Below are 21564 nucleotides of genomic sequence, written 5' to 3'. Positions count from 1 at the left end.
GGCTCTCGCGCGGCGGTTTTGGCGCCGTTCGCGGATGGCCGAAACATGCTGTTAGTCTAAACAAAAAAAGACGGACCGAAGCCCGTCTTTCCATGCTTTGAAGCTTGTATTCACTCGCTCGCGATCAGATTGCGCCCAATTCGCGCCGCAAGAACTCGTGGAAGTGCTGCATGCCGTCTTCCATCGGGCTCTGATACGGGCCAACCTGCGATTCGCCACGCTCCATCAGCGCGCGGCGGCCGGCGTCCATGCGCTCGGCGATTTCGTCGTCTTCGCGGGCCGTTTCCATATAGGCGGCGCGCTCGGCTTCGACGAATTCGCGTTCGAACAGCGCGATTTCCTCAGGGTAATAGAACTCCACCACATTGGTGGTTTTCTGCGGACCGCGCGGAATCAGCCATGACACCACCAGCACGTGCGGATACCACTCGATCATGATGCCCGGGTAGTACACCATCCAGATCGCGCCGAACTCGGGTGGCTGGCCGTCGCGGAAGCGCAGCACGGCGTCGTGCCACCTGCGGTACGTCGGGCTGCCCGGCTGTTCGAGATCCTTGTGCACGCCGACCGTCTGCACGCTGTACCAGTCGCCGAATTCCCACGTCAGGTCGTCGCAGTTGACGAAGCTGCCGAGACCCGGATGGAACGGCGCGACATGATAGTCCTCCAGATAGACCTCGATGAAGGTCTTCCAGTTGTAGTTGCACTCGTGCACTTCGACGTGATCGAACATGAAGCCCGAAAAATCGAAGTGTTGCTTGGTGCCCAGGCGCGCCAGATCGCGGGCGACGTCGCGCCCCTGCGCTTCGAACAGCAAGCCTTGCCAGTTCTGCAACGGCGTGCCGCCAAGATTCAGGCACGGGTTATCCGCAAAATGAGGTGCACCGAGGAGCTGGCCGTTCAGGTCGTACGTCCAGCGATGCAGGGGGCAGACGATGTTCTCCGTCTGGCCGCGGCCGTTGAGCATGATGGCTTGCCGGTGGCGGCACACGTTCGACAGCAGTTCGACTTGCGACTGCTGGTTACGGACGAGCACACGCCCCTCGCTTTCGCTGGGCAAGGCAAAATAATTCCCCGCCTCGGGCACCATGAGTTCGTGGCCGATGTAGCGAGGACCTTTCTTGAAAAGGGTGTCGATTTCGCGCGTTAGAAGCGCTTCGTCAAAGTAAGCCGTGACTGGCAGCTGGCTGTGAACAGACCGCAACTGCAATGCATTGCTCAGATTGGACATTCCCACTCCCGATGAAGACGTGAAAGCAGTGAACAACCCAACCATCGAAGATTCGATTTAGGGAGCCCGAGATTATACCCGTTTCCCCCTGCTTGGGGCGCTTAAGTGACTGATTTGGGTCAAAAATGTCAAGGAAGTTCGCGGTTTTCGCCGCAGACCTACAGATATTTTTCTGCGAAACTGGGGGCAGGGTGTGGAGGGCAAAGGCGGGGCGCGGGGCGGCGAGCGGATCGGAAATGTCGCTTTTGCCGTAGAATGTCCGACTTGTTTTAATTTTGCGACTATTCATGGCGAAGACCGCATCGAAGGATACTGCTGCCGCGCCTGCTGAGGGCGTCGACACCACGCCGCTGCCCGAGAACTACGAGGCGGCCCAGGCGGAGCTGGAAGGGCTGGTCGCGCTGATGGAGGGCGGCAGTCTGAGCCTCGAAGAATCGCTCACCGCCTACCGGCGCGGCGCGGCCCTCGTGGCGTTTTGCCAGCAGCAGCTCGAGAAGGTCGAGCAGCAGGTGCGCGTGCTCGATGGCGAGACGCTCAAGCCGCTGCCCGTGAATAGCGCAGGCACAGCCGCTACAGAAAGCGGGGACGACCTATGACATTCGAACAATGGACGCGCTCGGTGCTCGAACGCGTCGAAGCGGCACTAGAACATTATTTGCCCACGCAAGCGACCGAGCCGGCACAACTGCACGAAGCCATGCGCTATGCGGTGCTGGGCGGCGGCAAGCGGGTTCGCCCGCTGCTGTGCCACGCGGCCGGCGAGCTGACCGGCGCGCGCGCTGAATGCCTCGATGCGGCGGCGGCGGCGCTGGAAATGATCCACGTCTATTCGCTCGTGCATGACGACATGCCATGCATGGACGACGACGCGCTGCGTCGCGGCAAGCCCACGGTGCACGTCAAATATGACGAAGCCACGGCCTTGCTGGTCGGCGACGCGCTGCAATCTCAGGCTTTTGTTGCGCTGACGTCGGACGTATTGGCCCCGGCGCAGCAGGCATCGCTCGTGCGTGAACTGGCTCTCGCGAGCGGCTCGATCGGCATGTGCGGCGGCCAGGCCATCGACCTGGCGAGCGTCGGCCACACGCTGACGCGCGCGCAACTGGAAACCATGCACCGGATGAAAACCGGCGCCTTGCTGCGTGCTGCGGTGCGCATGGGCGCGCTGGCGGGCGAAACGCCGAGTGCGGACGCAATGCGTTCGCTCGATGCGTATGCGGCCGCTGTCGGCCTCGCGTTTCAGGTCGTCGACGATATTCTCGACGTGACGACCGATTCCGCGACGCTCGGCAAGACGGCAGGTAAAGATGCGAAGGACGGCAAGCCGACCTACGTATCGATTATTGGGCTGGATGCATCGCGCGCGCTCGCTGCACAACTGCGCGCCGACGCCCACGCCGCGATCGCGCCGTTTGGCGCGCGCGCGCAGCGTCTTGCCGAATTGGCCGACCTGGTGGTGAACCGGGTTAGCTGAACGCGAAAGCCCGCCGCCGCGCACCTCCCGCTACGAGGTGCATGTATGAAGTGCGGGCGCGTAAGTTTTCCTACAATGGAACGACGATGTACGACTTGCTGAAAACCATCGACGACCCGGCGGCCCTGCGCCGTCTCGATCGCCGCCAATTGCAACCGCTTGCCGACGAGTTGCGTGCTTTTGTGCTCGACAGCGTATCGCAGACGGGCGGCCATCTCTCGTCCAACCTCGGCACGGTCGAGTTGACCATTGCGCTGCACTACGTGTTCGACACGCCGCGTGACCGGATCGTCTGGGACGTCGGCCATCAAACCTATCCGCACAAGATCCTGACTGGCCGCCGCGACCAGATGCACACGCTGCGTCAGCTCGGCGGCATCTCGGGTTTCCCGAAGCGCGACGAGTCGGAATACGACACCTTCGGCACCGCGCACTCCAGCACCTCGATCTCCGCTGCGCTCGGCATGGCAATCGCCAGCAAGCTGCAGGGTGAGAATCGCATGGGCATCGCGGTGATCGGCGACGGCGCGATGACGGCCGGCATGGCCTTCGAGGCTATGAACAACGCCGGCGTCGAAGACGACGTGCCGCTGCTGGTCATCCTGAACGACAACGACATGTCGATCTCGCCGCCGGTCGGCGCGCTGAATCGCCATCTGGCGCGTCTGATGTCGGGCCGCTTCTACGCTGCCGCGCGTGCGGGCGTCGAACGCGTGCTGCGCGTCGCCCCGCCAATGCTCGATCTCGCCCGTAAGCTCGAAGAGCACGCGAAGGGCATGATCGTGCCGGCCACGTTGTTCGAAGAATTCGGCTTCAACTACATCGGTCCGATCGACGGTCACGATCTCGATTCGCTGATCCCGACGCTGCAAAACATCAAGGAACTGCGTGGTCCGCAATTCCTGCACGTCGTCACGAAGAAAGGCCAGGGCTACAAGCTGGCCGAAGCCGATCCGGTGCTGTACCACGGCCCGGGGAAGTTCAATCCGGCCGAGGGCATCAAGCCTGCAACCACGCCGTCGAAGAAGACCTATACGCAGGTGTTCGGCGAATGGCTGTGCGACGCGGCCGAATTGGACCCGCGCGTGGTCGGCATTACGCCGGCCATGCGTGAAGGCTCGGGCATGGTCGAGTTCGAAAAGCGTTTCCCGGATCGTTACTTCGACGTCGGCATCGCCGAGCAGCACGCAGTGACCTTCGCCGGCGGCCTCGCTGCGGACGGCATGAAACCGGTTGTCGCGATCTACTCGACCTTCCTGCAACGTGCTTACGATCAGTTGATTCACGACGTCGCGCTGCAGAATCTGCCGGTGGTGTTCGCAATCGACCGCGCGGGTCTGGTCGGCGCGGACGGCGCAACACACGCGGGCGCCTACGATCTGGCGTTCCTGCGCTGTATCCCGAACATGACGGTGATGGCCGCGTCGGACGAAAACGAATGCCGCCAGATGCTGTTCACCGCTTTGCAGCAACCGAACCCGACGGCGGTGCGTTATCCGCGCGGCGCCGGCGCTGGTGTGGCGACCGTCAAGCAGATGACGGCGCTGCCGCTCGGCAAGGGCGAGATCCGTCGCGAAACGTCGCAGCCGGCCGGCAAGCGGATTGCGATCCTCGCGTTCGGCACGATGGTGGCGCCGTCGCTGGCGGCTGCCGAACAACTGGATGCAACCGTGGCCAACATGCGCTTCGTCAAGCCGCTGGACGCCGATCTGGTCCGCCAACTGGCCGAAACGCACGACGCCATCGTCACGGTCGAAGAAGGCTGCGTGATGGGTGGCGCGGGTTCGGCCTGCGTCGAAGCCCTGCTTGCCAGTGGGGTTATGCGACCCGTACTACAATTGGGCCTCCCGGATCGGTTCATCGATCATGGGGATCCGGCCAAGCTGCTCGCTCAATGCGGTCTGGACAGCGCGGGCATTGCCAAGTCGATCCGCGAGCGCTTTCTCTCGAGCGGCACGGCCGCCGGTCAGTCGTCGGTGAAACGCGTCGCGTAATTTCGCCGCCGATCGTTGTGTCGCCGCGATGCTATGGCGGCCATAGCAATCTCCAACTTGAATCGATGGACCTTCGGGTCCATCATCCAACGCCGGCAGGGGCCGGCGTTCGCCGTTGCGTGCCCTGATCCGCACGGCCGCTGAGGACAAAAGAATGAACCAGATGAACCCCGCCTTTGTGATGCCCGACGTGCAAAGCACGCCGGATACGCGTCAGATCCCTATCCAGCGGGTCGGCGTCAAGGCAGTTCGTCATCCGCTGACGGTGCGTACGCAAGGCGGCGACGTGCAGCCGACGGTGGGTACGTGGAATCTCGACGTGCATCTTCCGGCTGATCAGAAGGGCACACACATGTCGCGCTTCGTGGCGCTGCTCGAAGAGAACAAGGCGCCGCTTGCACCGGCAACCTTCCGCACGATGCTCGCCGCGATGCTCGAAAAGCTCGAAGCCGAGGCGGGCCGCATCGAGGTGTCGTTCCCGTACTTCGTGAACAAGACCGCGCCGGTGTCGGGCGTGCAAAGCCTGCTCGACTACGAAGTGACGTTGACGGGCGAGACCCGCAACGGCGCGACGCGTCTGTTCCTCAAGGTGCTGGTGCCGGTCACGAGCCTGTGCCCCTGCTCGAAGAAAATTTCTCAATACGGCGCGCACAACCAGCGCTCGCACGTGACGATCAACGCCGAGCTGGCAGGTGACGTCGCGGTGGAAGAACTGATTTGCATCGCTGAAGAAGAAGCGTCGTGCGAACTGTGGGGCTTGCTGAAGCGCCCGGACGAGAAGTTCGTCACCGAGCGTGCGTATGAAAATCCCAAGTTTGTCGAAGACCTGGTGCGCGATGTTGCGCAGCGTCTGAATGCGGATGAGCGGATCGTCGCGTATGTGCTCGAAGCTGAGAACTTCGAATCGATTCACAATCACAGCGCTTACGCGGTGATCGAGCGGGATAAGCGGGCGGCTTGATACTGCTCGCTAGCTTTGCTTGTTTTAATAAAATAGCCGCTTTTCGACGCGGCTTTTTTACGGCATCGCTGTGAAGCTTAGCGTGCGAGGGAAGTCAGATCCCAGCGTGGCTTGACCGTGAACGCGTAGTCTTTACCCGATTGATCGGGCCAGCGTTGCAGCCTCAAAGCACCGGCCAATGCGATCATTGCACCGTTGTCCGTACACAGCGACAAGTCCGGGTAGTGCACGTAAAAATTGCGCTTCTTGGCCGCTGCCGAAAGCGCCTCGCGCAGTTGCCGGTTCGCGCCTACGCCGCCTGCCACCACGAGCCGATTGAGTTTGGTCCGCTTGAGTGCGGCCAGCGATTTTGCTGCCAACACGTCCACCGCCGCGTCGACGAAGCCGCGCGCCAGATCCGCTTTCGCCTGTTCGCAGATGTTTGCGCCACCGAGCTTCTTCGCATGCGTGAGGACAGCGGTCTTCAAGCCGCTGAAGCTGAAATCGAGGTCGCCGGAGTGCAACATCGGGCGTGGCAGCACGACCGCGCCAGGCGTGCCGAATTCCGCCATCCGCGAGACTTCCGGTCCACCCGGGTAGCCGAGACCGAGCAGCTTGGCGGTTTTGTCGAACGCTTCGCCGGCAGCGTCGTCCAGCGTTTCGCCGAGCGTCTCGTAGACGCCCACATCCGTCACGCGCATCAGTTGTGTATGACCACCCGAGACGAGCAGCGCGACGAACGGGAACGGCGGCGGCTCATCCACCAGCAACGGCGACAGCAAGTGCCCTTCGAGATGGTGGATGCCGATGGTCGGCTTGTCCCACGCCATGGCCAGCGCATTCGCGACGCTTGCGCCTACCAGCAGCGCGCCTGCGAGTCCCGGCCCTTGCGTATACGCGATCGCGTCGATGTCGCTGCGCGCCGCGCCGGAGCGCTCCAGCACTTCTTCGAGCAACGGCAGCGCGCGACGAATATGGTCGCGCGAAGCCAGTTCAGGCACCACGCCGCCATATTCGCGGTGCATCGCAATTTGCGAATGCAGCGCGTGCGCGAGCAGACCGCGCTCTGTGTCGTAGAGCGCGAGACCGGTTTCGTCGCAGGAGCTTTCGATGCCGAGAACGAGCATGATTGGTGGGCTTGGGCGGGCGCGGTGGACTGAGTCCGGGCGCCCGGAAAGTGAAAAGGCAAGCCTCAAAGTATAGCAGTGCGGGTAAGAGCACGCAGGCGCGCAGGTACAATGCGACCCCATGGAATCCTTCGATATCGCGGTAATCGGCGCGGGCGCGGCCGGCATGATGTGCGCGGCGGTGGCCGGGCAACTCGGCCGTCGCGTGGTGCTGATCGACCACTCGCAACGCCTGGCAGAGAAAATTCGCATCTCCGGCGGTGGCCGCTGCAACTTCACGAATCTGTACGCCGGGCCGGCCAATTATCTGTCGGCCAACCCCCATTTTTGCCGTTCGGCATTGGCGCGCTATACGCCGCGCGACTTCATGGCGCTGCTCAAGCGTCATCACGTGACGTGGCACGAGAAGCACAGGGGCCAGCTGTTCTGCGACCAGTCGAGCGATGCCGTCATCAACGTGCTGAAGAGCGAGTGCGACGCCGGCCGCGTCGCATGGCGCGCGCCGCTCGCGGTCGAGCAGGTGCGCCAGGGCGCCGCGGACGGCTTCACGCTGGACACGCAGTCGGGTTCGATTTCCGCGCGCGCGCTGGTGGTGGCGACCGGTGGCTTGTCGATCCCCAAAATCGGCGCGACGGACTTTGCCTACCGGCTCGCCAAGCAATTCGGCCACAAGCTGATCGATACCCGCCCGGCGCTCGTTCCGTTGACATTTGCCCCCGCCGATTGGGAGCCGTTCGCGGCGCTGTCCGGCGTATCGCTGGAAGTCCAACTGGCAACCGGCAACAAAAAGACCGGTGCCGAGTTCAACGAAGACCTGCTGCTCACTCATCGTGGCGTGTCCGGCCCGGGCGTGCTGCAGATTTCGAGCTACTGGCAGCCCGGCGAGCCGATCCACATCAATCTGCTGCCTGAGCAGGACGCGACGACGGCGTTGCTGGAAGCAAAAACCGGCACTAAGCGCCAGATCGTCAACCTGTTGTCGGAATGGGTGCCGCAGCGGCTTGCCCACGTCTGGCTGGAAACCCACCAGATTCCCGCCGAAGCACGCGTCGCCGATCTGCCGGACAAGACGCTGCGCCGCATCGGTGAGGCTTTGTCGCGCTGGACGCTCACCCCGAACGGTACCGAAGGCTACCGCAAGGCCGAAGTGACGCGCGGCGGCATCGATACGCGCGACTTGTCGTCTGCAACGATGATGAGCACGCGTGCGCCCGGCCTGTACTTCATCGGCGAGGCGGTCGACGTGACCGGCTGGCTCGGCGGCTACAACTTCCAGTGGGCTTGGGCGTCGGGCGTGGCGGCCGGCCAGGCGGCCGCGGAGTATGCCCGAGGGGCTTGACGGCGACCTGGCTTTGTGAGAAAGCTCTGCTATACTCCTGAACCTTTACAGAGTTCCGTTATTGAAAAATGACGACCATCCACGTAAAAGATAACGAGCCGTTTGAAGTCGCCATGCGCCGCTTCAAACGCACGATGGAGAAAAACGGGCTGCTGACGGAACTGCGCGCACGCGAATTTTACGAAAAGCCCACGGCGGAACGAAAACGTAAGAAAGCGGCAGCTGTGAAGCGCCATTTCAAGCGTCTACGTGGCCAGATGTTGCCAAAGAAGTTCTATTGATTCTGGCGTTGCCGCGGGTCCCGTAGAACGGAGCGGCGACATCCAACCGGTGGCGGCATAGCAGGTGCCATCACGGAAAACACGGCCCTTTCGGGCCAGCCGGCAGGGTCGCATCCACTACGCGAATTTGCGCCAACCCGCTTGAGGAAGCAGTCCCAAGCGGGTTTTTGTGTTGATGCAGATGGCTTTGCCGGTCTTTCAAATTCCAACGCATTCAGGTGAATGATGAGTCTCAAGGATCGGATCAACGACGACATGAAAGCCGCCATGCGGGCGCGTGAGACCGAGCGTCTCGGCACCGTTCGCCTGTTGCTCGCCGCGATCAAGCAACGCGAAGTCGACGAGCGCGTCACACTCGACGACACGGCAATCACCGCCGTCATCGACAAGATGATCAAGCAGCGCAAAGACTCGATCAGCCAGTTCGAAGCCGCTGGCCGCACGGATCTGGCCGATAAGGAAAAGGCGGAGTTGGCCATCTTGTCCGCCTATATGCCGGAGCAGATGTCCGAAGCGGAGATCGTCGCCGAAGTCCAGGCCGCGGTCGCACAAACCGGCGCCGCCGGTCCGCAAGACATGGGCAAGGTGATGGGCGTGCTCAAACCGAAGTTGGCCGGCCGCGCCGACATGACCGCCGTCTCGGCGCAAGTCAAAGCCGCGCTCGCGAAGTAATTCCCGTATTTCCGGTCTGCGCGCGCCGTCGCATGATGGGGCGTGCAGCCTTAGGCTTTTAAGGTAGCGTCATTCACTGTGATTCCACCGTCATTCCTGCAGGACCTGCTTAACCGCGTCGATATCGTCGACGTGGTCGGCCGGTTTGTGCAGTTGAAAAAGGGCGGCGCGAACTTCATGGGGCTTTGCCCGTTTCACAACGAGAAAAGCCCTTCGTTTACGGTTAGTCCGACTAAGCAGTTTTATCATTGCTTCGGCTGCGGCGCGCATGGCACGGCCATCGGTTTCCTGATGGAGCACGTCGGCTCCACGTTCCCCGAGGCTGTCAACGAACTGGCGCAATCGGTCGGTTTGACCGTGCCGAACGAGCCTTCGCCCGGATATGGAGGCGGCGGCGGGGCCGGCGGTTATGCGCCGGCGGCCTCGAAAGCTGTTACGACCGCGCTCTCCGACGTCATGCAAACCGCCTGCGATTTCTACCGCAAGCAGCTGCGCGGCGCGCCGGTCGCGATCCAGTATCTGAAGAAGCGCGGCCTGACCGGCGAGATCGCGGCCCGTTTTGGGCTCGGTTACGCGCAGGACGGCTGGCAAAACCTGGAAGCCGCGTTTGCGGACTATCGGGACGATTCGCTGGTCGACTCGGGTCTGGTGATTGTCAGCGAGAAGTCCGACGCGCAGGGCCAGAACCGCCGGTACGACCGCTTTCGCGAGCGGATCATGTTCCCGATACGCAATGTAAAGGGGCAGGTGATCGGCTTCGGCGGCCGCGTGCTGGACAGCGGTGAACCGAAGTATTTGAATTCTCCGGAAACGCCTCTATTTAACAAAGGCAGCGAGCTGTACGGCCTGTTCGAGGCGCGGCTGGCGATTCGCGAGCAGCACTATGTGCTGGTGGTCGAAGGGTATATGGATGTGGTCGCGCTGGCCCAATTGGGGTTCCAGAACGCGGTTGCCACCCTCGGCACGGCCTGCACGCCGATTCATGTGCAGAAACTGATGCGCCAGACCGATACGGTCATCTTCAGTTTTGACGGCGATTCGGCCGGCCGCCGCGCCGCGCGCCGTGCGCTGGACGCCTGCCTGCCGCATGCGGCGGACAACCGGACGATCCGGTTCCTGTTTTTGCCGTCCGAGCACGACCCGGATAGCTACGTGCGTGAATTCGGCACCGAGGCGTTCGCCGAGCAGGTCGAACGGGCCATGCCGCTGTCGCAGTTCATGCTGAACGAGGTGCTGACCGGCAAGGAACTGGATCAGCCCGAAGGCAAGGCCCGCGCATTGTTCGACGCCAAGCCGCTGTTGCAGGCGCTGCCGGCCAATGCGCTGCGCGCGCAGATCATGCATATGTTCGCCGACCGGCTCGATGTGCCGTTCGACGAAGTGGCCGCGCTGTGCGAGGTCGACGCCCGGATCGCGGCGGCTGCCCGTTCGGCGCCGGCCCGCAAAGACCGGCGCAGCGTGACCGGTATCGAAGAAAAGACGCTACGCAATCTGGTGATGCATCCGCGCACTGTCGCAATGCTCGACGAAGAAGCCGAACAGGCGCTTCTGACCGTCACGCGACATGGCGAACTGTTCGAGGAAGTGACGACGCATGCGCGCGCGCTGGGCGATTCGGCGGAGTTCCAGTTGCTGTCCGACCTATTGCGAAACGGCGCAAACGCCCCAACTTTCGAGGAAATCTTTCGCAAAATTCTAGACTATGATGAAAACGTCCGGGATTTACTGCTGAAGGATCCGGAAGATGCGACCGTCATCGAGGAACGGCGCGAGCAGGAGCGGATTGTCGGAGAGGAGCTGAAAGCGGCGATTCAGAAGATGCGGTACGACGCATACTGCGATCGCCTGGAGCAGCTTTCGCGGCAATCCCGGCACACGCCGGAGGAGTTCGCGGAGCTAACGGACCTGAATCAGAAGCGGGCTGACATGAAGCGCCAGCTTGGGCTGTAGGCGGGAAGGGCGGGACCTAGGTGCTATAATAAAAGGTTTCCAGCGGTTTGTTTTTTAAAGGTTTTCCTAGCAAAGGCGAAAAGGCGATGCGATGGCAAAGACTTCAGACGGAACTACGGGCGGGAAAAAAGCGACAGGCACAAGCTCGAAAGAGCCGACCAGAAAGGTCACCGAGGCCAAGTTAGCTTCTTCCGCCAGAAAAACGTCTGCCGCGAGCGTCACACCTGCAGTTGGGAAGAAATCTTCGACCTCTTCCGCTGCGCGAGCGGAGCCGGTCAGGGCGGCGAAAGCTGTACAACCGGCCACGAAACGGCCGAGTGCCAGAAGCGCAAGGGAAGCGGCTGCCGCGCAGGACGATGCGGCAGTGCGCGAGACTCCAGTATCCACGGTTCAACCGGCTGTTGTCCACCAGCCGCGAGTCGAGACTACAGCCGGTACGGCGAACTCCATGACGAAAAAGCTGAACGAAGTACCCGTCGATGACGACGCAACCCAGAGCGAAGAAACCCCTGCTGCAGTTCCTGGCAAGGTTGAAAAGGTCAAGGCTCGCGATCGTCGTGCAAAGGAAAAGGCGCTGTTGAAAGACGCGTTCGCGTCGTCGCAGCCTGGCACCGTCGAGGAACTTGAAGAGCGCCGCTCGAAACTGCGCGCGCTGATCAAGCTCGGCAAGGAGCGCGGCTTCCTCACGTACGCTGAAATCAACGACCACCTCCCGGACAACTTCACCGAGACCGAGGCGATCGAAGGCATCATCAGCACGTTCAACGACATGGGCGTGGCTGTGTACGAGCAGGCGCCGGACGCTGAAACGCTGCTGTTGAACGACAACGCGCCGGCGGCTTCGTCAGACGACGAAGTCGAAGAGGAAGCGGAAGTTGCGCTGTCCACCGTCGATTCCGAATTCGGCCGCACCACCGACCCGGTCCGCATGTACATGCGTGAAATGGGTACGGTCGAGCTGCTCACGCGCGAAGGCGAAATCGAAATCGCCAAGCGGATCGAAGACGGCCTCAAGCACATGGTGATGGCTATCTCCGCGTGCCCGACCACGATTGCCGACATTCTCGCCATGGCTGAGCGCGTCGCGAACGAGGAAATCCGCATCGACGAACTGGTCGACGGCCTGATCGACGCCAACGCGGAAGATGCGGATGGCTTTTCCGTGCAGGAAGCGGAAGCGATCGAGAGCGAAGAAGAAGACGTCGAAGAAGACGCAGACGACGAGGAAGAGGACGACGGCACGGCGCAAGCCACGGCCAATGCAGCGCAGATGGAAGCGCTCAAGCGTGCGTCGCTCGAAAAATTCGCGTCGATCAGCGAATGGTTCGACAAGATGCGTCGTGCGTTCGAGAAGGAAGGCTACAAGTCGAAGTCTTACCTGAAGGCGCAGGAAACGATCCAGAACGAACTGATGACGATCCGCTTCACCGCGCGTACTGTCGAGCGTCTGTGCGACACGCTGCGTGCGCAAGTGGACGAAGTGCGTCAGGTCGAGCGTCAGATCCTGCATACGGTGGTCGACAAGTGCGGCATGCCGCGTGCGGAATTCATCGCGCGTTTCCCGGGCAGCGAGACGGATCTCGAGTGGGCCGACAAGATCGTTGGTGAAGGTCATGCGTATAGCGCGATCCTCACGCGGAACATTCCGGCGATTCGCGAGCAGCAGCAACGTCTGCTGGACTTGCAGGCGCGCGTTGTGTTGCCGCTGAAGGATCTGAAGGAAACCAACCGTCAGATGGCGGCCGGCGAACTGAAGGCGCGTCAGGCGAAGCGCGAAATGACCGAGGCGAACTTGCGTCTCGTGATTTCGATTGCGAAGAAGTACACGAACCGCGGTCTGCAGTTCCTCGACCTGATTCAGGAAGGCAATATCGGCCTGATGAAGGCGGTGGACAAGTTCGAATATCGTCGTGGCTACAAGTTCTCCACGTATGCAACGTGGTGGATTCGTCAGGCCATCACGCGTTCGATCGCGGACCAGGCGCGTACGATCCGGATTCCGGTTCACATGATCGAAACGATCAACAAGATGAACCGCATCTCGCGTCAGATTCTGCAGGAAACCGGTCTCGAGCCGGATCCGGCTACGCTGGCTGAAAAGATGGAAATGCCGGAAGACAAGATCCGCAAGATCATGAAGATCGCGAAGGAACCGATCTCGATGGAAACGCCGATCGGTGACGACGACGATTCGCATCTGGGCGACTTCATCGAAGATACGAACACGGTCGCGCCGGCCGACGCTGCGCTGCATGCCAGCATGCGCGATGTCGTGAAGGACGTGCTCGACTCGCTGACGCCGCGCGAAGCGAAGGTGCTGCGTATGCGTTTCGGTATCGAGATGAGCACCGATCACACGCTCGAAGAAGTCGGCAAGCAGTTCGACGTGACGCGTGAGCGGATCCGTCAGATCGAAGCAAAGGCGTTGCGCAAGCTGCGTCACCCGAGCCGTTCGGACAAGCTGAAGTCGTTCCTCGAAGGGAATTGATCGAAGCAAGCGGGATGTAGAAAATCTAGGGGCTTCCTGGTTGTTTCGTGAGAGCGAAGCGGTCATGGAAGCCCCTTTTTCGTGTAGTATGTCGGCCTGTCAGTGACTAGGCCCGGACTTCAAGACCGGGTCTTTTTCTTGGTTGTCTTAGTTTCCCAGGGCCGGACGCCGTGCTGGTTGCAGGCAGCGGACTCATAATCCGCCTCCGAAAGGACACCGTGGGTTCGACTCCCACCCGGCCCACCAAGCCTGGCTTGGGTTTGCGGGTTTTCATGTAGTGAACACCGATTTCCGCAATTCGGATTTTTGCGGAAAAAAATCTGGCCGGTGGCCCTGTCGGCGTTACCTGGGCAGCGGACTCTATATATCACGCTGTGATGGTATTGCGGAAGTATCGGAAATTTGGGTTGGTGGATCCTGATGCGCGCTTCACGTTCGGCATTGATTGCTTCGAACGCAGCGAGATTGGCGCCACTCTTTTCGATGGTCAACGTCTCGGGCGAGTCATTCTGGGCGATCGATTTCTCAAAGTAACGCCGCACTGCAGCCTTGTCCCGATGGGCGCGTAGCAGAAAGTCAATGGTGTTGCCGTCCTTGTCGACGGCCCGGTAAAGCTACCGCCATTCGCCCTTGACGCGGATGTACGTCCCGTCTATGTGCCAACTCTTGCCAACCGACCGCCTGCGTCGCCGCAACGCTTTCTCCCGCACCGGCGGCAGCTTGATGGCCAGGCGGTGCACAGTCGAATCCCCCAAGGCGACTTCCTTCGGGGCGTGATCGCCCGAAACGCCGCGCTGAGCCATCATGTCTTCGAGGTACCGCAGGCTCAGCGGATAGGCCACGTACCAGCGCACGCACTTCAGGCTCGCGTCGAGCGGATAATGCAGGCGTTTGAGCACTCGGGCCGCCGCCGGATTCAACGCCCTCACCGAGCTTTCAGTCGTTCGTGTCGTTCCGCACATCATTGCGGACCGCCTTACTGCAACAGAACCCACAGAACTGCCCACTGCTGCGTCTTCAGCCCTTCCGTCTCCCGGTTCCCATTTATGCAATATCATTGCGCATTGATACGGGGGCGGAACAGTCGATTGGCGGTTGAAATTCGGATAATGAGTCTGATTTGGCCAATGCCGCGGGATTATCCCGATAAGGTTGTTCTTGTTTTCGCTGTGCGATCAACCTAATATAGGTAAATATATTGACGCGTATGGACCTCGACCTGCTCAGCGTGGTGTCGCGACATGTGGACGCCGTGGATAGCTCCGTGATGGATCGGTGGATGCGTCTTGGCAGCGTGCGGTAATGCTCAGGCAGTTTTCACGTAGTCGCGGATTGACAGGCTACGGGCTCTCACACGGCAATCGATTGGCATGTGGCCAAAGTTGGGGAAAGCACGGTACCTGAAAGTCAAAGGAGTTGCGGGGTCGAGGTTTCTTAAATAGTCAGGAGTGGAGACGTGTATGACCTTGCTTATTGCTCTTGCTGCATTGGCGTTTCTGATGTTGGCCGCGTATCGTGGCTACAGCGTAATTCTGTTCGCGCCAATCGCCGCGCTGGCAGCCGTGCTGCTGACCGAGCCCGCAGCCGTTGCCCCGGTGTTCTCTGGCATCTTCATGGAGAAGATGGTGGGGTTCGTGAAACTCTATTTCCCGGTATTCCTGCTCGGAGCCTTGTTCGGCAAGGTGATCGAGATGTCGGGCTTCGCCGCGGCCATCGTGGCCGCCGCGATTCGGTATATCGGCCGCTCACGTGCAAACGTGGTGATCGTCGTGGTGTGCGCGCTTCTTACATACGGCGGGGTCTCGGTGTTTGTCGTCGTGTTCGCGGTCTATCCGTTCGCGGCTGAACTCTATCGCCAGAGCAACATTCCGAAAAGGCTGATGCCCGGCGTGATCGCGCTCGGCTCGTTCTCGTTCACGATGGATTCGCTGCCCGGCACGCCGCAGATTCAGAACATCATTCCAGCCACTTTCTTCAAGACCACCGGTTGGGCCGCGCCCACATTGGGTACGATCGGTTCCATCTTCATGATCGTGGTTGGCCTGGCCTATCTCGAATGGCGCCGCCGAAGCGTCATGGCGAAAGGCGAAGGCTACGGCAACTCGCTCGTGAACGAACCGGAACGCGTCGCCGCCGATGCACTGCCCAATCCTTTGCTCGCGATCATGCCGCTCGTATTGGTGGGCGTCGCGAACTTTCTGTTCACAAAGTGGATTCCGGCCTGGTATGGCGCGTCGTACACCGTGGCGCCGCAAGTTCTTCCCGGGGTGCATGTCCCAGTGATGACGTCGATCAAGACCGTGACTGCAATCTGGTCAGTCGAGGCCGCGCTGATGCTTGGGATTGCGCTTGTGATCTTTACGGCATTTCGGCGCGTGGCTGCCGCTTTCGCGGAAGGCACGAAAACGGCGGCGGCGGGCGCATTGCTGGCGGCGATGAATACAGCATCGGAATACGGTTTCGGCGCGGTGATCGCGGCGCTCCCCGGCTTCGTCGTGATAGGCGATGCGCTCAAGACGATTCCGAACCCGCTTGTGAACGCTGCGGTGTCGGTCAGCACATTGGCCGGCATCACGGGTTCCGCTTCGGGCGGCATGAGTATCGCGCTTGCCGCTACATCGGATCTATTGATCAAGAACGCACAGGCTGCGCAGATACCGATGGAAGTGCTTCACCGTCTGGTCTCGATGGCCAGCGGCGGCATGGACACGCTGCCGCACAACGGCGCCGTGATCACGTTGCTGGCCGTTACCGGCCTGACGCACCGCCAATCGTATCGCGAAATCTTCGCTGTGACTTTGATCAAGACGCTCGCGGTGGTCTTCGTGATCGGCGTCTACTACACGACAGGTCTGGTCTGATGAGAACGGTAGCCGGTCGATTCGCACGCTGTCATGGTGGTCCGCCAGTCTAAGCAGGAGAGCCTGGAATGAAAGTCGAAAGCTTTAATGACGTTCAGGTGGGTGACGCCTTGCCAGGATTGATCGTGGGTCCCATGGCGCGTCATGCCGTGGGCGTATATGCCGGGGCCTCCGGGGACTACAACCCGCTGCATTTCGACTCTGATTGTGCCCGTGAATTGCTCTGATCTGAACGGCACCTCGAAGATTTCTACTACTGAATTCCAACTTGGATTCCAGCCTGCCATGCAAAACGACACAATACCCCAGACCACCCAAATCCTGTGGACCCCTGGCACCGAACAACTTCAGTCGAGCCGACTGGTGCAGTACCAGCGCTGGCTTTCGGAAGAAAAGGGTATCGTTGCTCGAGACTACGCCGAACTGTGGCGCTGGTCCGTCGATGACCTGGAGGGTTTCTGGCAATCGATCTGGGACTTCTTCGACATACGCGCCGACGGCGTGCGAGAACCGGCGCTAGGCCGTCGCACCATGCCAGGAGCGGAATGGTTCCCCAATGTCCGGCTCAACTTTGCCGAGCATGTGTTCCGCAACGCCACGCCGGAACGTCCCGCAGTGATCGCGCGCAGCGAGGACGTGCCGCTCCAACACATATCATGGGCGGATCTGGAGCGATCGACCTCTGCCCTCGCGGCCACGTTGCGAAACTGGGGTGTCCAGCCCGGCGATCGAGTAGCCAGCTACATGCCGAACCGACCCGAAACCTTGATCGCGTTCCTGGCATGTGCCAGCATCGGAGCCATCTGGTCAAGTTGTGCACCCGACATGGGTGCACCGGTGGTCCTGGACCGTCTGCGCCAGATCGAGGCCAAGGTGCTCTTCGCCATTGACAGCTATAGCTACAACGGCAAGCAACACGATCGTCTCAAGGTGGTCGAGGAGTTATTGGCCGAATTGCCCAGTGTCGAGCATGTGGTGCAGGTGGCCGGCCCGCTGGACTGCGAACGGCTGGTCGGCTGGCGCGACCGCTTTCGCTGGGATGCTGTCATCGCCAACGATGCCGCTCCCCGTTACGAGCGGCTTCCCTTTGATCACCCCCTATGGATCCTGTACTCGTCGGGAACCACGGGGTTGCCTAAGGCCATGGTACATGGTCACGGCGGCATCCTGCTGACTCATCTCAAGGAAATGGGGCTGCAAAACGACCTCCGGCCGGGTGACCGCCTACTTTTCCTGGGCAGCACGGCGTGGACCGTTTGGAACCTGCTGGTGGGTGCCTTGGTGACCGGCGCCTCGATCGTCCTCTATGACGGACACCCGTCCTGGCCCGACGGAAACGCGCTGTGGCGTTTCATGGACGAGCAGGAGGTGGCCGTGTTTGGCACGGGTGCAGCGGTCCTCATAGGCAACAAGAAAGACGGCTTACGGCCACGAGACTATGCACCGCTCAAAAAGCTGCGCACCATCCTCTCGACCGGGTCACCGTTGCCGGTCGATGCGTTCGAGTGGATCTACCGGGACGTGAAGCCCGACGTGTGGCTCGCCTCAGTCAGTGGCGGTACCGACATCGCTTCCTGTTTCGTCGCGTGTGCCCCCACGCTGCCGGTGCGCGCGGGTGAAATCCAGTGTCCGGAGTTGGGAGTGGCGGCCTATGCGTTCAATGAGGCGGGACAAGCCGTGGTTGATGAGGTGGGCGAACTGGTGATCACCCAGCCAATGCCTTCCATGCCGCTGTATTTCTGGAACGACCCCGACGGGCGCCGTTACCGCGATAGCTATTTCGAAATGTACCCGGGGGTGTGGCGCCAAGGCGATTGGATACGTTTCACATCCTCCGGCAGTTCAGTCATTTACGGCCGCTCCGACAGCACGATCAACCGCTCCGGCATCCGGATCGGGACGGCTGAAATCTACCGCGTCGTCGAGGAGTTGAACGAAGTGCGCGACAGCCTTGTGATCGATCTGGAGTACCTTGGGCGGCCTTCGTTCATGCCTCTGTTCGTGGTGTTGCAGCCCGGAATCGAACTGGACGAGGCGCTGAGCGAACGCATCAGGCAGCAAATCCGCACCAAGGCCTCAGGCCGGCATGTGCCGGACGCGGTTGTCCAGGTGAGAGAGATTCCCCGGACCCTCAGTGGCAAGAAGATGGAAGTCCCGGTGCGCAAGCTGCTGCTGGGCATGGAGGCGGCCAAGGTCGCCAACCCCGACACGATGCAGAACCCGCGCAGCCTGGACTTCTTTGTCGAGTACGCTAAGACGCTCGACATCCATGGTCTTGAGAGATGACGATCATGTTGGCATTCATTTGATGCGAGGAGCCATGTTCGACACACGATATATAGGCACGGAGTTGAAACCGTTCTGTGTGCAGGTTGAGCGTGGCCGCCTGCGTGCCTTCGCTATTGCAACCGGTCAGGACGATCTGGTTTATTCGGACGAAACAGCAGCGCGTGCCGCCGGCCACCCGTCGTTGCCCATTCCACCGACGTTCCTGTTTTGCCTGGAAATGGAGGCACCTAATCCAATGGAGGTCTATGAACGGCTCGGGATCGAATACGCGCGCGTCCTGCATGGCGAGCAGCACTTCACCTACCACCGGCTGGCCTTTGCTGGCGACACGCTACGCTTTAAGCCGCGAATCGTCGACCTCTACGAGAAGAGGGAGGGGGCCTTGGGTTTTCTGGTTTGGGAAACACGGGTCAAAAGGAGCGACGGGGCGCCCGTGGCGGACCTGCGCACCGTTATGGTGGTCCGCAACCCCACGCTGGGAGGACTGCGATGAAAACCTTACGCTTCGACGCCGTCCAGATCGGTGACGCCTTGCCCGGTCTGGCCGAGGGGCCGATCAGCCGGCACACCTTGGGCCATTACGCGGGTGCCTCGTCCGACTACAACCCCCTGCACATCGATATTGACTTCGCCCGCAAGGTGGGTATGCCAGATGTCTTTGCGCACGGCATGCTGTCTATGGCCTACCTGGCCCGCGTTCTGATCCACTGGGTCAACCAGGGGGCCATGCGCCGAATGGGCGTGCGCTTCGTCGCAATCACGCACGTCGGCGACGAGGTCCGTTGTCAAGCCAAGGTCACCGACAAATTCGTCGAGGACGGGGAAAAGCGCGTGGCACTCGAATTGACGGTGCACAACCAGTGCGGCGAGCTCAAGCTCAGCGGCTCGGCCGTGGTGGCATTGGATTGACCGCCATCACGATTCCCCTCAAAAAACTTTTGAGTTCAAATCCAGCCTACGATGCCGAACGACCTCACTCCGGGAGCGGTCTCGGGTTAAAAAGTCGGCCTCTCTAAAGCCCGAGTGTGGATAGCACGGCTCCTGATGCAGGACTGGGCGCATCGGTGCCGCTGTCCGGTCCTGCGTTCGCAGTCCGTCCAGCGGCTGTATTCGTGCTTCCCGGTCACCTGAATGCGTCGACCAAACTAGCGCGGCAGTTCGGGGCTCGCGGCCGTCACGCAGCGCCTGGTCGAGCAGACCGCGACCCTTGCTGCGACAGTTCCCGCAATACAGCGCCCCGTCGGCCTGCGGTTCCGGCCTCCCGCGGCGCCAACCGGGCATGGACGGAACGACCCGCCGGCCTTGATGGCCTGGACTTTTTTATGCGTTTCTGCCCGCGTGCGCGCGGGCGCAGAGACGCGAGCCGAGATGGAACGACAGGGCGATGTTTCGGGCGCAGGGTTGACGCGTGTACGCGAGCAGAACACGGTGCTTCCTGTCGCGCTTACGAAGCCGCCGCCCGCTGACCCTCGCTGCGGGTGTCCGAAGGGATGGATCAGTCCTCCTCACCGGTCTCCGCCCGGGTTGCGTCGTCCAGGCGCTTCATGTTGTCCAGAAGCTTGAGCAAGTAATGCAGCGTATGAGTGACATCATCGATCGAAAAATCCTCTAGCACCTGCTGATAGTAGTCGTGGATCTTGGGCGTCGCCTCGCGAATCCAGAGCCTTCGCCCTGACTCCGTCATCGTAATCAGTTTCGAACGACGGTCCCGTCCATCTGCGGCGCTGGTCAGGTGCCCGTCGCGCTCCATGCGGCTGACGAGTCCGGACAGGTTTTGCCGGCTCACCATCAGATAACGAGCCAGATCTCCGACGCTTATTCCGCCTTCCGCGTCCGGCCGCGAGAGCGCGCCGAGAACTGCCCACTGCTGCGTCGTCAGCCCCTCCGCCTCCACTGCCTTGGTCCCTGTTTTATGCAACATGTTTGCGCATTGATACAGGCGAAAGAACAGTCGATTAGCCAGCTCCAACTTGATTCCGATGTCTGATTTACTCGATACCAAGGGATTCTCCCAATAAGGTTGTTCTTGTTTTCGACGTGCTGCCTCACTATTATACGTAAATATGTTGACGTATATGGGTGGCGCAAACGGCGTCGCATCAAGGCGTAATAGTACCCCTGACAACTGACGGAGAAGACTGTGCAAAGACTCGAAGGCAAGACGGTGATCGTGACCGGCGGCGGTGGTGGGATCGGCGGGGCGACGTGCCGCCGTTTCGCGGCGGAAGGCGCGCGCGTCTCGGTGCTGGATCGTTCGCTGGAAGCAGCTGAAAAAGTCGCCGGCGAGATTCGCGCCTCGGGCGGCGTCGCCGAAGCCATCCGCTGCGATATCACGAACCGCGCCGAGGTGGATGCGGCGGTGGTGGCCACCGAAGCGAAGCTCGGCCCCATCGACGTGCTGGTGAATAACGCCGGCTGGGATGTGTTCAAGCCGTTCACGAAGACTGAGCCGGCCCAGTGGGAGCGCCTGATCGCGATCAACCTGACCGGTGCGCTGCATATGCATCACGCGGTGCTGCCGGGCATGGCGCAGCGCAAGGCGGGCCGCATCGTCAACATTGCCTCCGACGCGGCGCGGGTCGGCTCGTCTGGCGAGGCAGTGTACGCAGCCTGCAAGGGCGGCCTCGTGTCGTTTTCCAAGACCATTGCCCGCGAGCATGCCCGTCACGGCATCACAGTCAACGTTGTGTGCCCGGGTCCGACCGACACGGCGCTGTTCGCCGAATACAAGGAAGGCGCGGGCAATCCCGAGAAGCTGATGGACGCGTTCCAGCGCTCGATCCCGCTGGGCCGCATCGGGCAGCCCGACGATCTACCAGGCGCGATTGTCTTCTTCGCCAGCGACGACGCCGGTTTCATCACGGGACAGGTGCTCAGCGTGTCCGGCGGCCTGACGATGGCCGGCTGACCCCAATTAT

18 protein-coding genes, 1 tRNA gene and 1 pseudogene are annotated in these 21564 nt (G+C 61.3%); 16 read left to right on the top strand and 4 right to left on the bottom strand.

Going from position 1 to position 21564, the window contains the following annotated elements; all coding sequences use genetic code 11:
* Positions 1–124: 124 nt before the first annotated feature.
* A complete protein-coding gene (locus WN982_RS37980) occupies positions 125–1231 on the bottom strand; it encodes an aromatic ring-hydroxylating dioxygenase subunit alpha (RefSeq protein ID WP_341317099.1) in 1107 nt (368 codons plus the stop codon).
* A 287-nt stretch (positions 1232–1518) separates the two neighbouring features.
* Between WN982_RS37980 and WN982_RS37975 the strand changes: the two genes are divergently transcribed.
* The 4 genes from WN982_RS37975 (at position 1519) to folE2 (ending at position 5660) form a co-directional block, all read left to right on the top strand.
* On the top strand, positions 1519–1827 hold the full coding sequence (locus WN982_RS37975) for an exodeoxyribonuclease VII small subunit (protein ID WP_341317098.1): 309 nt from the start codon (positions 1519–1521) through the stop codon (positions 1825–1827).
* Positions 1824–2705, top strand: a complete 882-nt coding sequence (locus WN982_RS37970; protein ID WP_341317097.1) for a farnesyl diphosphate synthase — start codon at positions 1824–1826, stop codon at positions 2703–2705. The genes WN982_RS37975 and WN982_RS37970 overlap by 4 nt, the downstream gene beginning before the upstream one ends.
* An 86-nt stretch (positions 2706–2791) precedes the next feature.
* A complete protein-coding gene (dxs, locus tag WN982_RS37965) occupies positions 2792–4699 on the top strand; it encodes a 1-deoxy-D-xylulose-5-phosphate synthase (protein ID WP_341317096.1) in 1908 nt (635 codons plus the stop codon).
* A gap of 154 nt (positions 4700–4853) precedes the next feature.
* Positions 4854–5660: a GTP cyclohydrolase FolE2 gene (folE2, locus tag WN982_RS37960; RefSeq protein WP_341317095.1), complete on the top strand. Its 807-nt coding sequence runs from the start codon at positions 4854–4856 to the stop codon at positions 5658–5660.
* Positions 5661–5737: 77 nt separating this feature from the next.
* On the opposite strand, the gene tsaD is transcribed toward folE2, so the two are convergent.
* Positions 5738–6766, bottom strand: a complete 1029-nt coding sequence (tsaD, locus tag WN982_RS37955) for a tRNA (adenosine(37)-N6)-threonylcarbamoyltransferase complex transferase subunit TsaD (RefSeq protein WP_341317094.1) — start codon at positions 6764–6766, stop codon at positions 5738–5740.
* Between the two features lie 121 nt (positions 6767–6887).
* Here tsaD and WN982_RS37950 point away from each other — a divergent pair, with 121 nt between their 5' ends.
* The 6 genes from WN982_RS37950 (at position 6888) to WN982_RS37925 (ending at position 13742) form a co-directional block, all read left to right on the top strand.
* Positions 6888–8105, top strand: a complete 1218-nt coding sequence (locus WN982_RS37950; protein WP_341317093.1) for an NAD(P)/FAD-dependent oxidoreductase — start codon at positions 6888–6890, stop codon at positions 8103–8105.
* A gap of 68 nt (positions 8106–8173) precedes the next feature.
* Positions 8174–8386: a 30S ribosomal protein S21 gene (rpsU, locus tag WN982_RS37945; RefSeq protein ID WP_054034832.1), complete on the top strand. Its 213-nt coding sequence runs from the start codon at positions 8174–8176 to the stop codon at positions 8384–8386.
* Positions 8387–8611: 225 nt separating this feature from the next.
* Positions 8612–9058 carry a GatB/YqeY domain-containing protein gene (locus WN982_RS37940; RefSeq protein WP_091804708.1) on the top strand — a complete coding sequence of 149 codons (447 nt, stop codon included), beginning with the start codon at positions 8612–8614 and terminating at the stop codon, positions 9056–9058.
* Positions 9059–9136: 78 nt separating this feature from the next.
* Entirely contained in the window at positions 9137–11008 is a 1872-nt protein-coding gene (gene dnaG / locus WN982_RS37935) for a DNA primase (RefSeq protein ID WP_341317092.1), read from the top strand.
* 91 nt (positions 11009–11099) lie between these two features.
* Positions 11100–13496: an RNA polymerase sigma factor RpoD gene (gene rpoD, locus WN982_RS37930; RefSeq protein WP_341317091.1), complete on the top strand. Its 2397-nt coding sequence runs from the start codon at positions 11100–11102 to the stop codon at positions 13494–13496.
* A gap of 158 nt (positions 13497–13654) precedes the next feature.
* A tRNA-Ile gene (locus WN982_RS37925) sits at positions 13655–13742 on the top strand.
* 122 nt (positions 13743–13864) lie between these two features.
* Here the strand turns inward: WN982_RS37925 and WN982_RS37920 are convergent.
* Positions 13865–14425 (bottom strand): annotated as a pseudogene (locus tag WN982_RS37920) (IS6 family transposase); the annotation flags it as partial.
* A 531-nt stretch (positions 14426–14956) separates the two neighbouring features.
* Here WN982_RS37920 and WN982_RS37915 point away from each other — a divergent pair.
* The 5 genes from WN982_RS37915 (at position 14957) to WN982_RS37895 (ending at position 19555) form a co-directional block, all read left to right on the top strand.
* Positions 14957–16357: a GntP family permease gene (locus WN982_RS37915; RefSeq protein ID WP_341317090.1), complete on the top strand. Its 1401-nt coding sequence runs from the start codon at positions 14957–14959 to the stop codon at positions 16355–16357.
* A gap of 68 nt (positions 16358–16425) precedes the next feature.
* Positions 16426–16584: a hypothetical protein gene (locus WN982_RS37910; RefSeq protein ID WP_341317089.1), complete on the top strand. Its 159-nt coding sequence runs from the start codon at positions 16426–16428 to the stop codon at positions 16582–16584.
* Between the two features lie 58 nt (positions 16585–16642).
* Positions 16643–18643, top strand: a complete 2001-nt coding sequence (locus tag WN982_RS37905; RefSeq protein ID WP_341317088.1) for an acetoacetate--CoA ligase — start codon at positions 16643–16645, stop codon at positions 18641–18643.
* 34 nt (positions 18644–18677) lie between these two features.
* Positions 18678–19139 (top strand): MaoC family dehydratase N-terminal domain-containing protein, encoded by a 462-nt coding sequence (locus WN982_RS37900; protein WP_341317087.1) that lies wholly within the window; start codon positions 18678–18680, stop codon positions 19137–19139.
* Positions 19136–19555, top strand: a complete 420-nt coding sequence (locus WN982_RS37895; protein ID WP_341317086.1) for a MaoC family dehydratase — start codon at positions 19136–19138, stop codon at positions 19553–19555. The genes WN982_RS37900 and WN982_RS37895 overlap by 4 nt, the downstream gene beginning before the upstream one ends.
* Positions 19556–20141: 586 nt before the next feature.
* Here the strand turns inward: WN982_RS37895 and WN982_RS37890 are convergent.
* Positions 20142–20615 carry a MarR family transcriptional regulator gene (locus WN982_RS37890; RefSeq protein ID WP_341319557.1) on the bottom strand — a complete coding sequence of 158 codons (474 nt, stop codon included), beginning with the start codon at positions 20613–20615 and terminating at the stop codon, positions 20142–20144.
* A gap of 171 nt (positions 20616–20786) precedes the next feature.
* Between WN982_RS37890 and badH the strand changes: the two genes are divergently transcribed.
* The gene (gene badH, locus WN982_RS37885; protein WP_341317085.1) at positions 20787–21554 is read left to right on the top strand and encodes a 2-hydroxycyclohexanecarboxyl-CoA dehydrogenase; all 768 of its coding nucleotides are present in this window, start codon (positions 20787–20789) and stop codon (positions 21552–21554) included.
* The last annotated feature ends 10 nt before the right edge of the window (positions 21555–21564 follow it).

Source organism: Paraburkholderia sp. IMGN_8 (assembly GCF_038050405.1).
In the GTDB taxonomy this organism is placed as follows: Bacteria; Pseudomonadota; Gammaproteobacteria; order Burkholderiales; family Burkholderiaceae; genus Paraburkholderia.
This window is presented reverse-complemented; position numbering and strand designations above follow the sequence as displayed.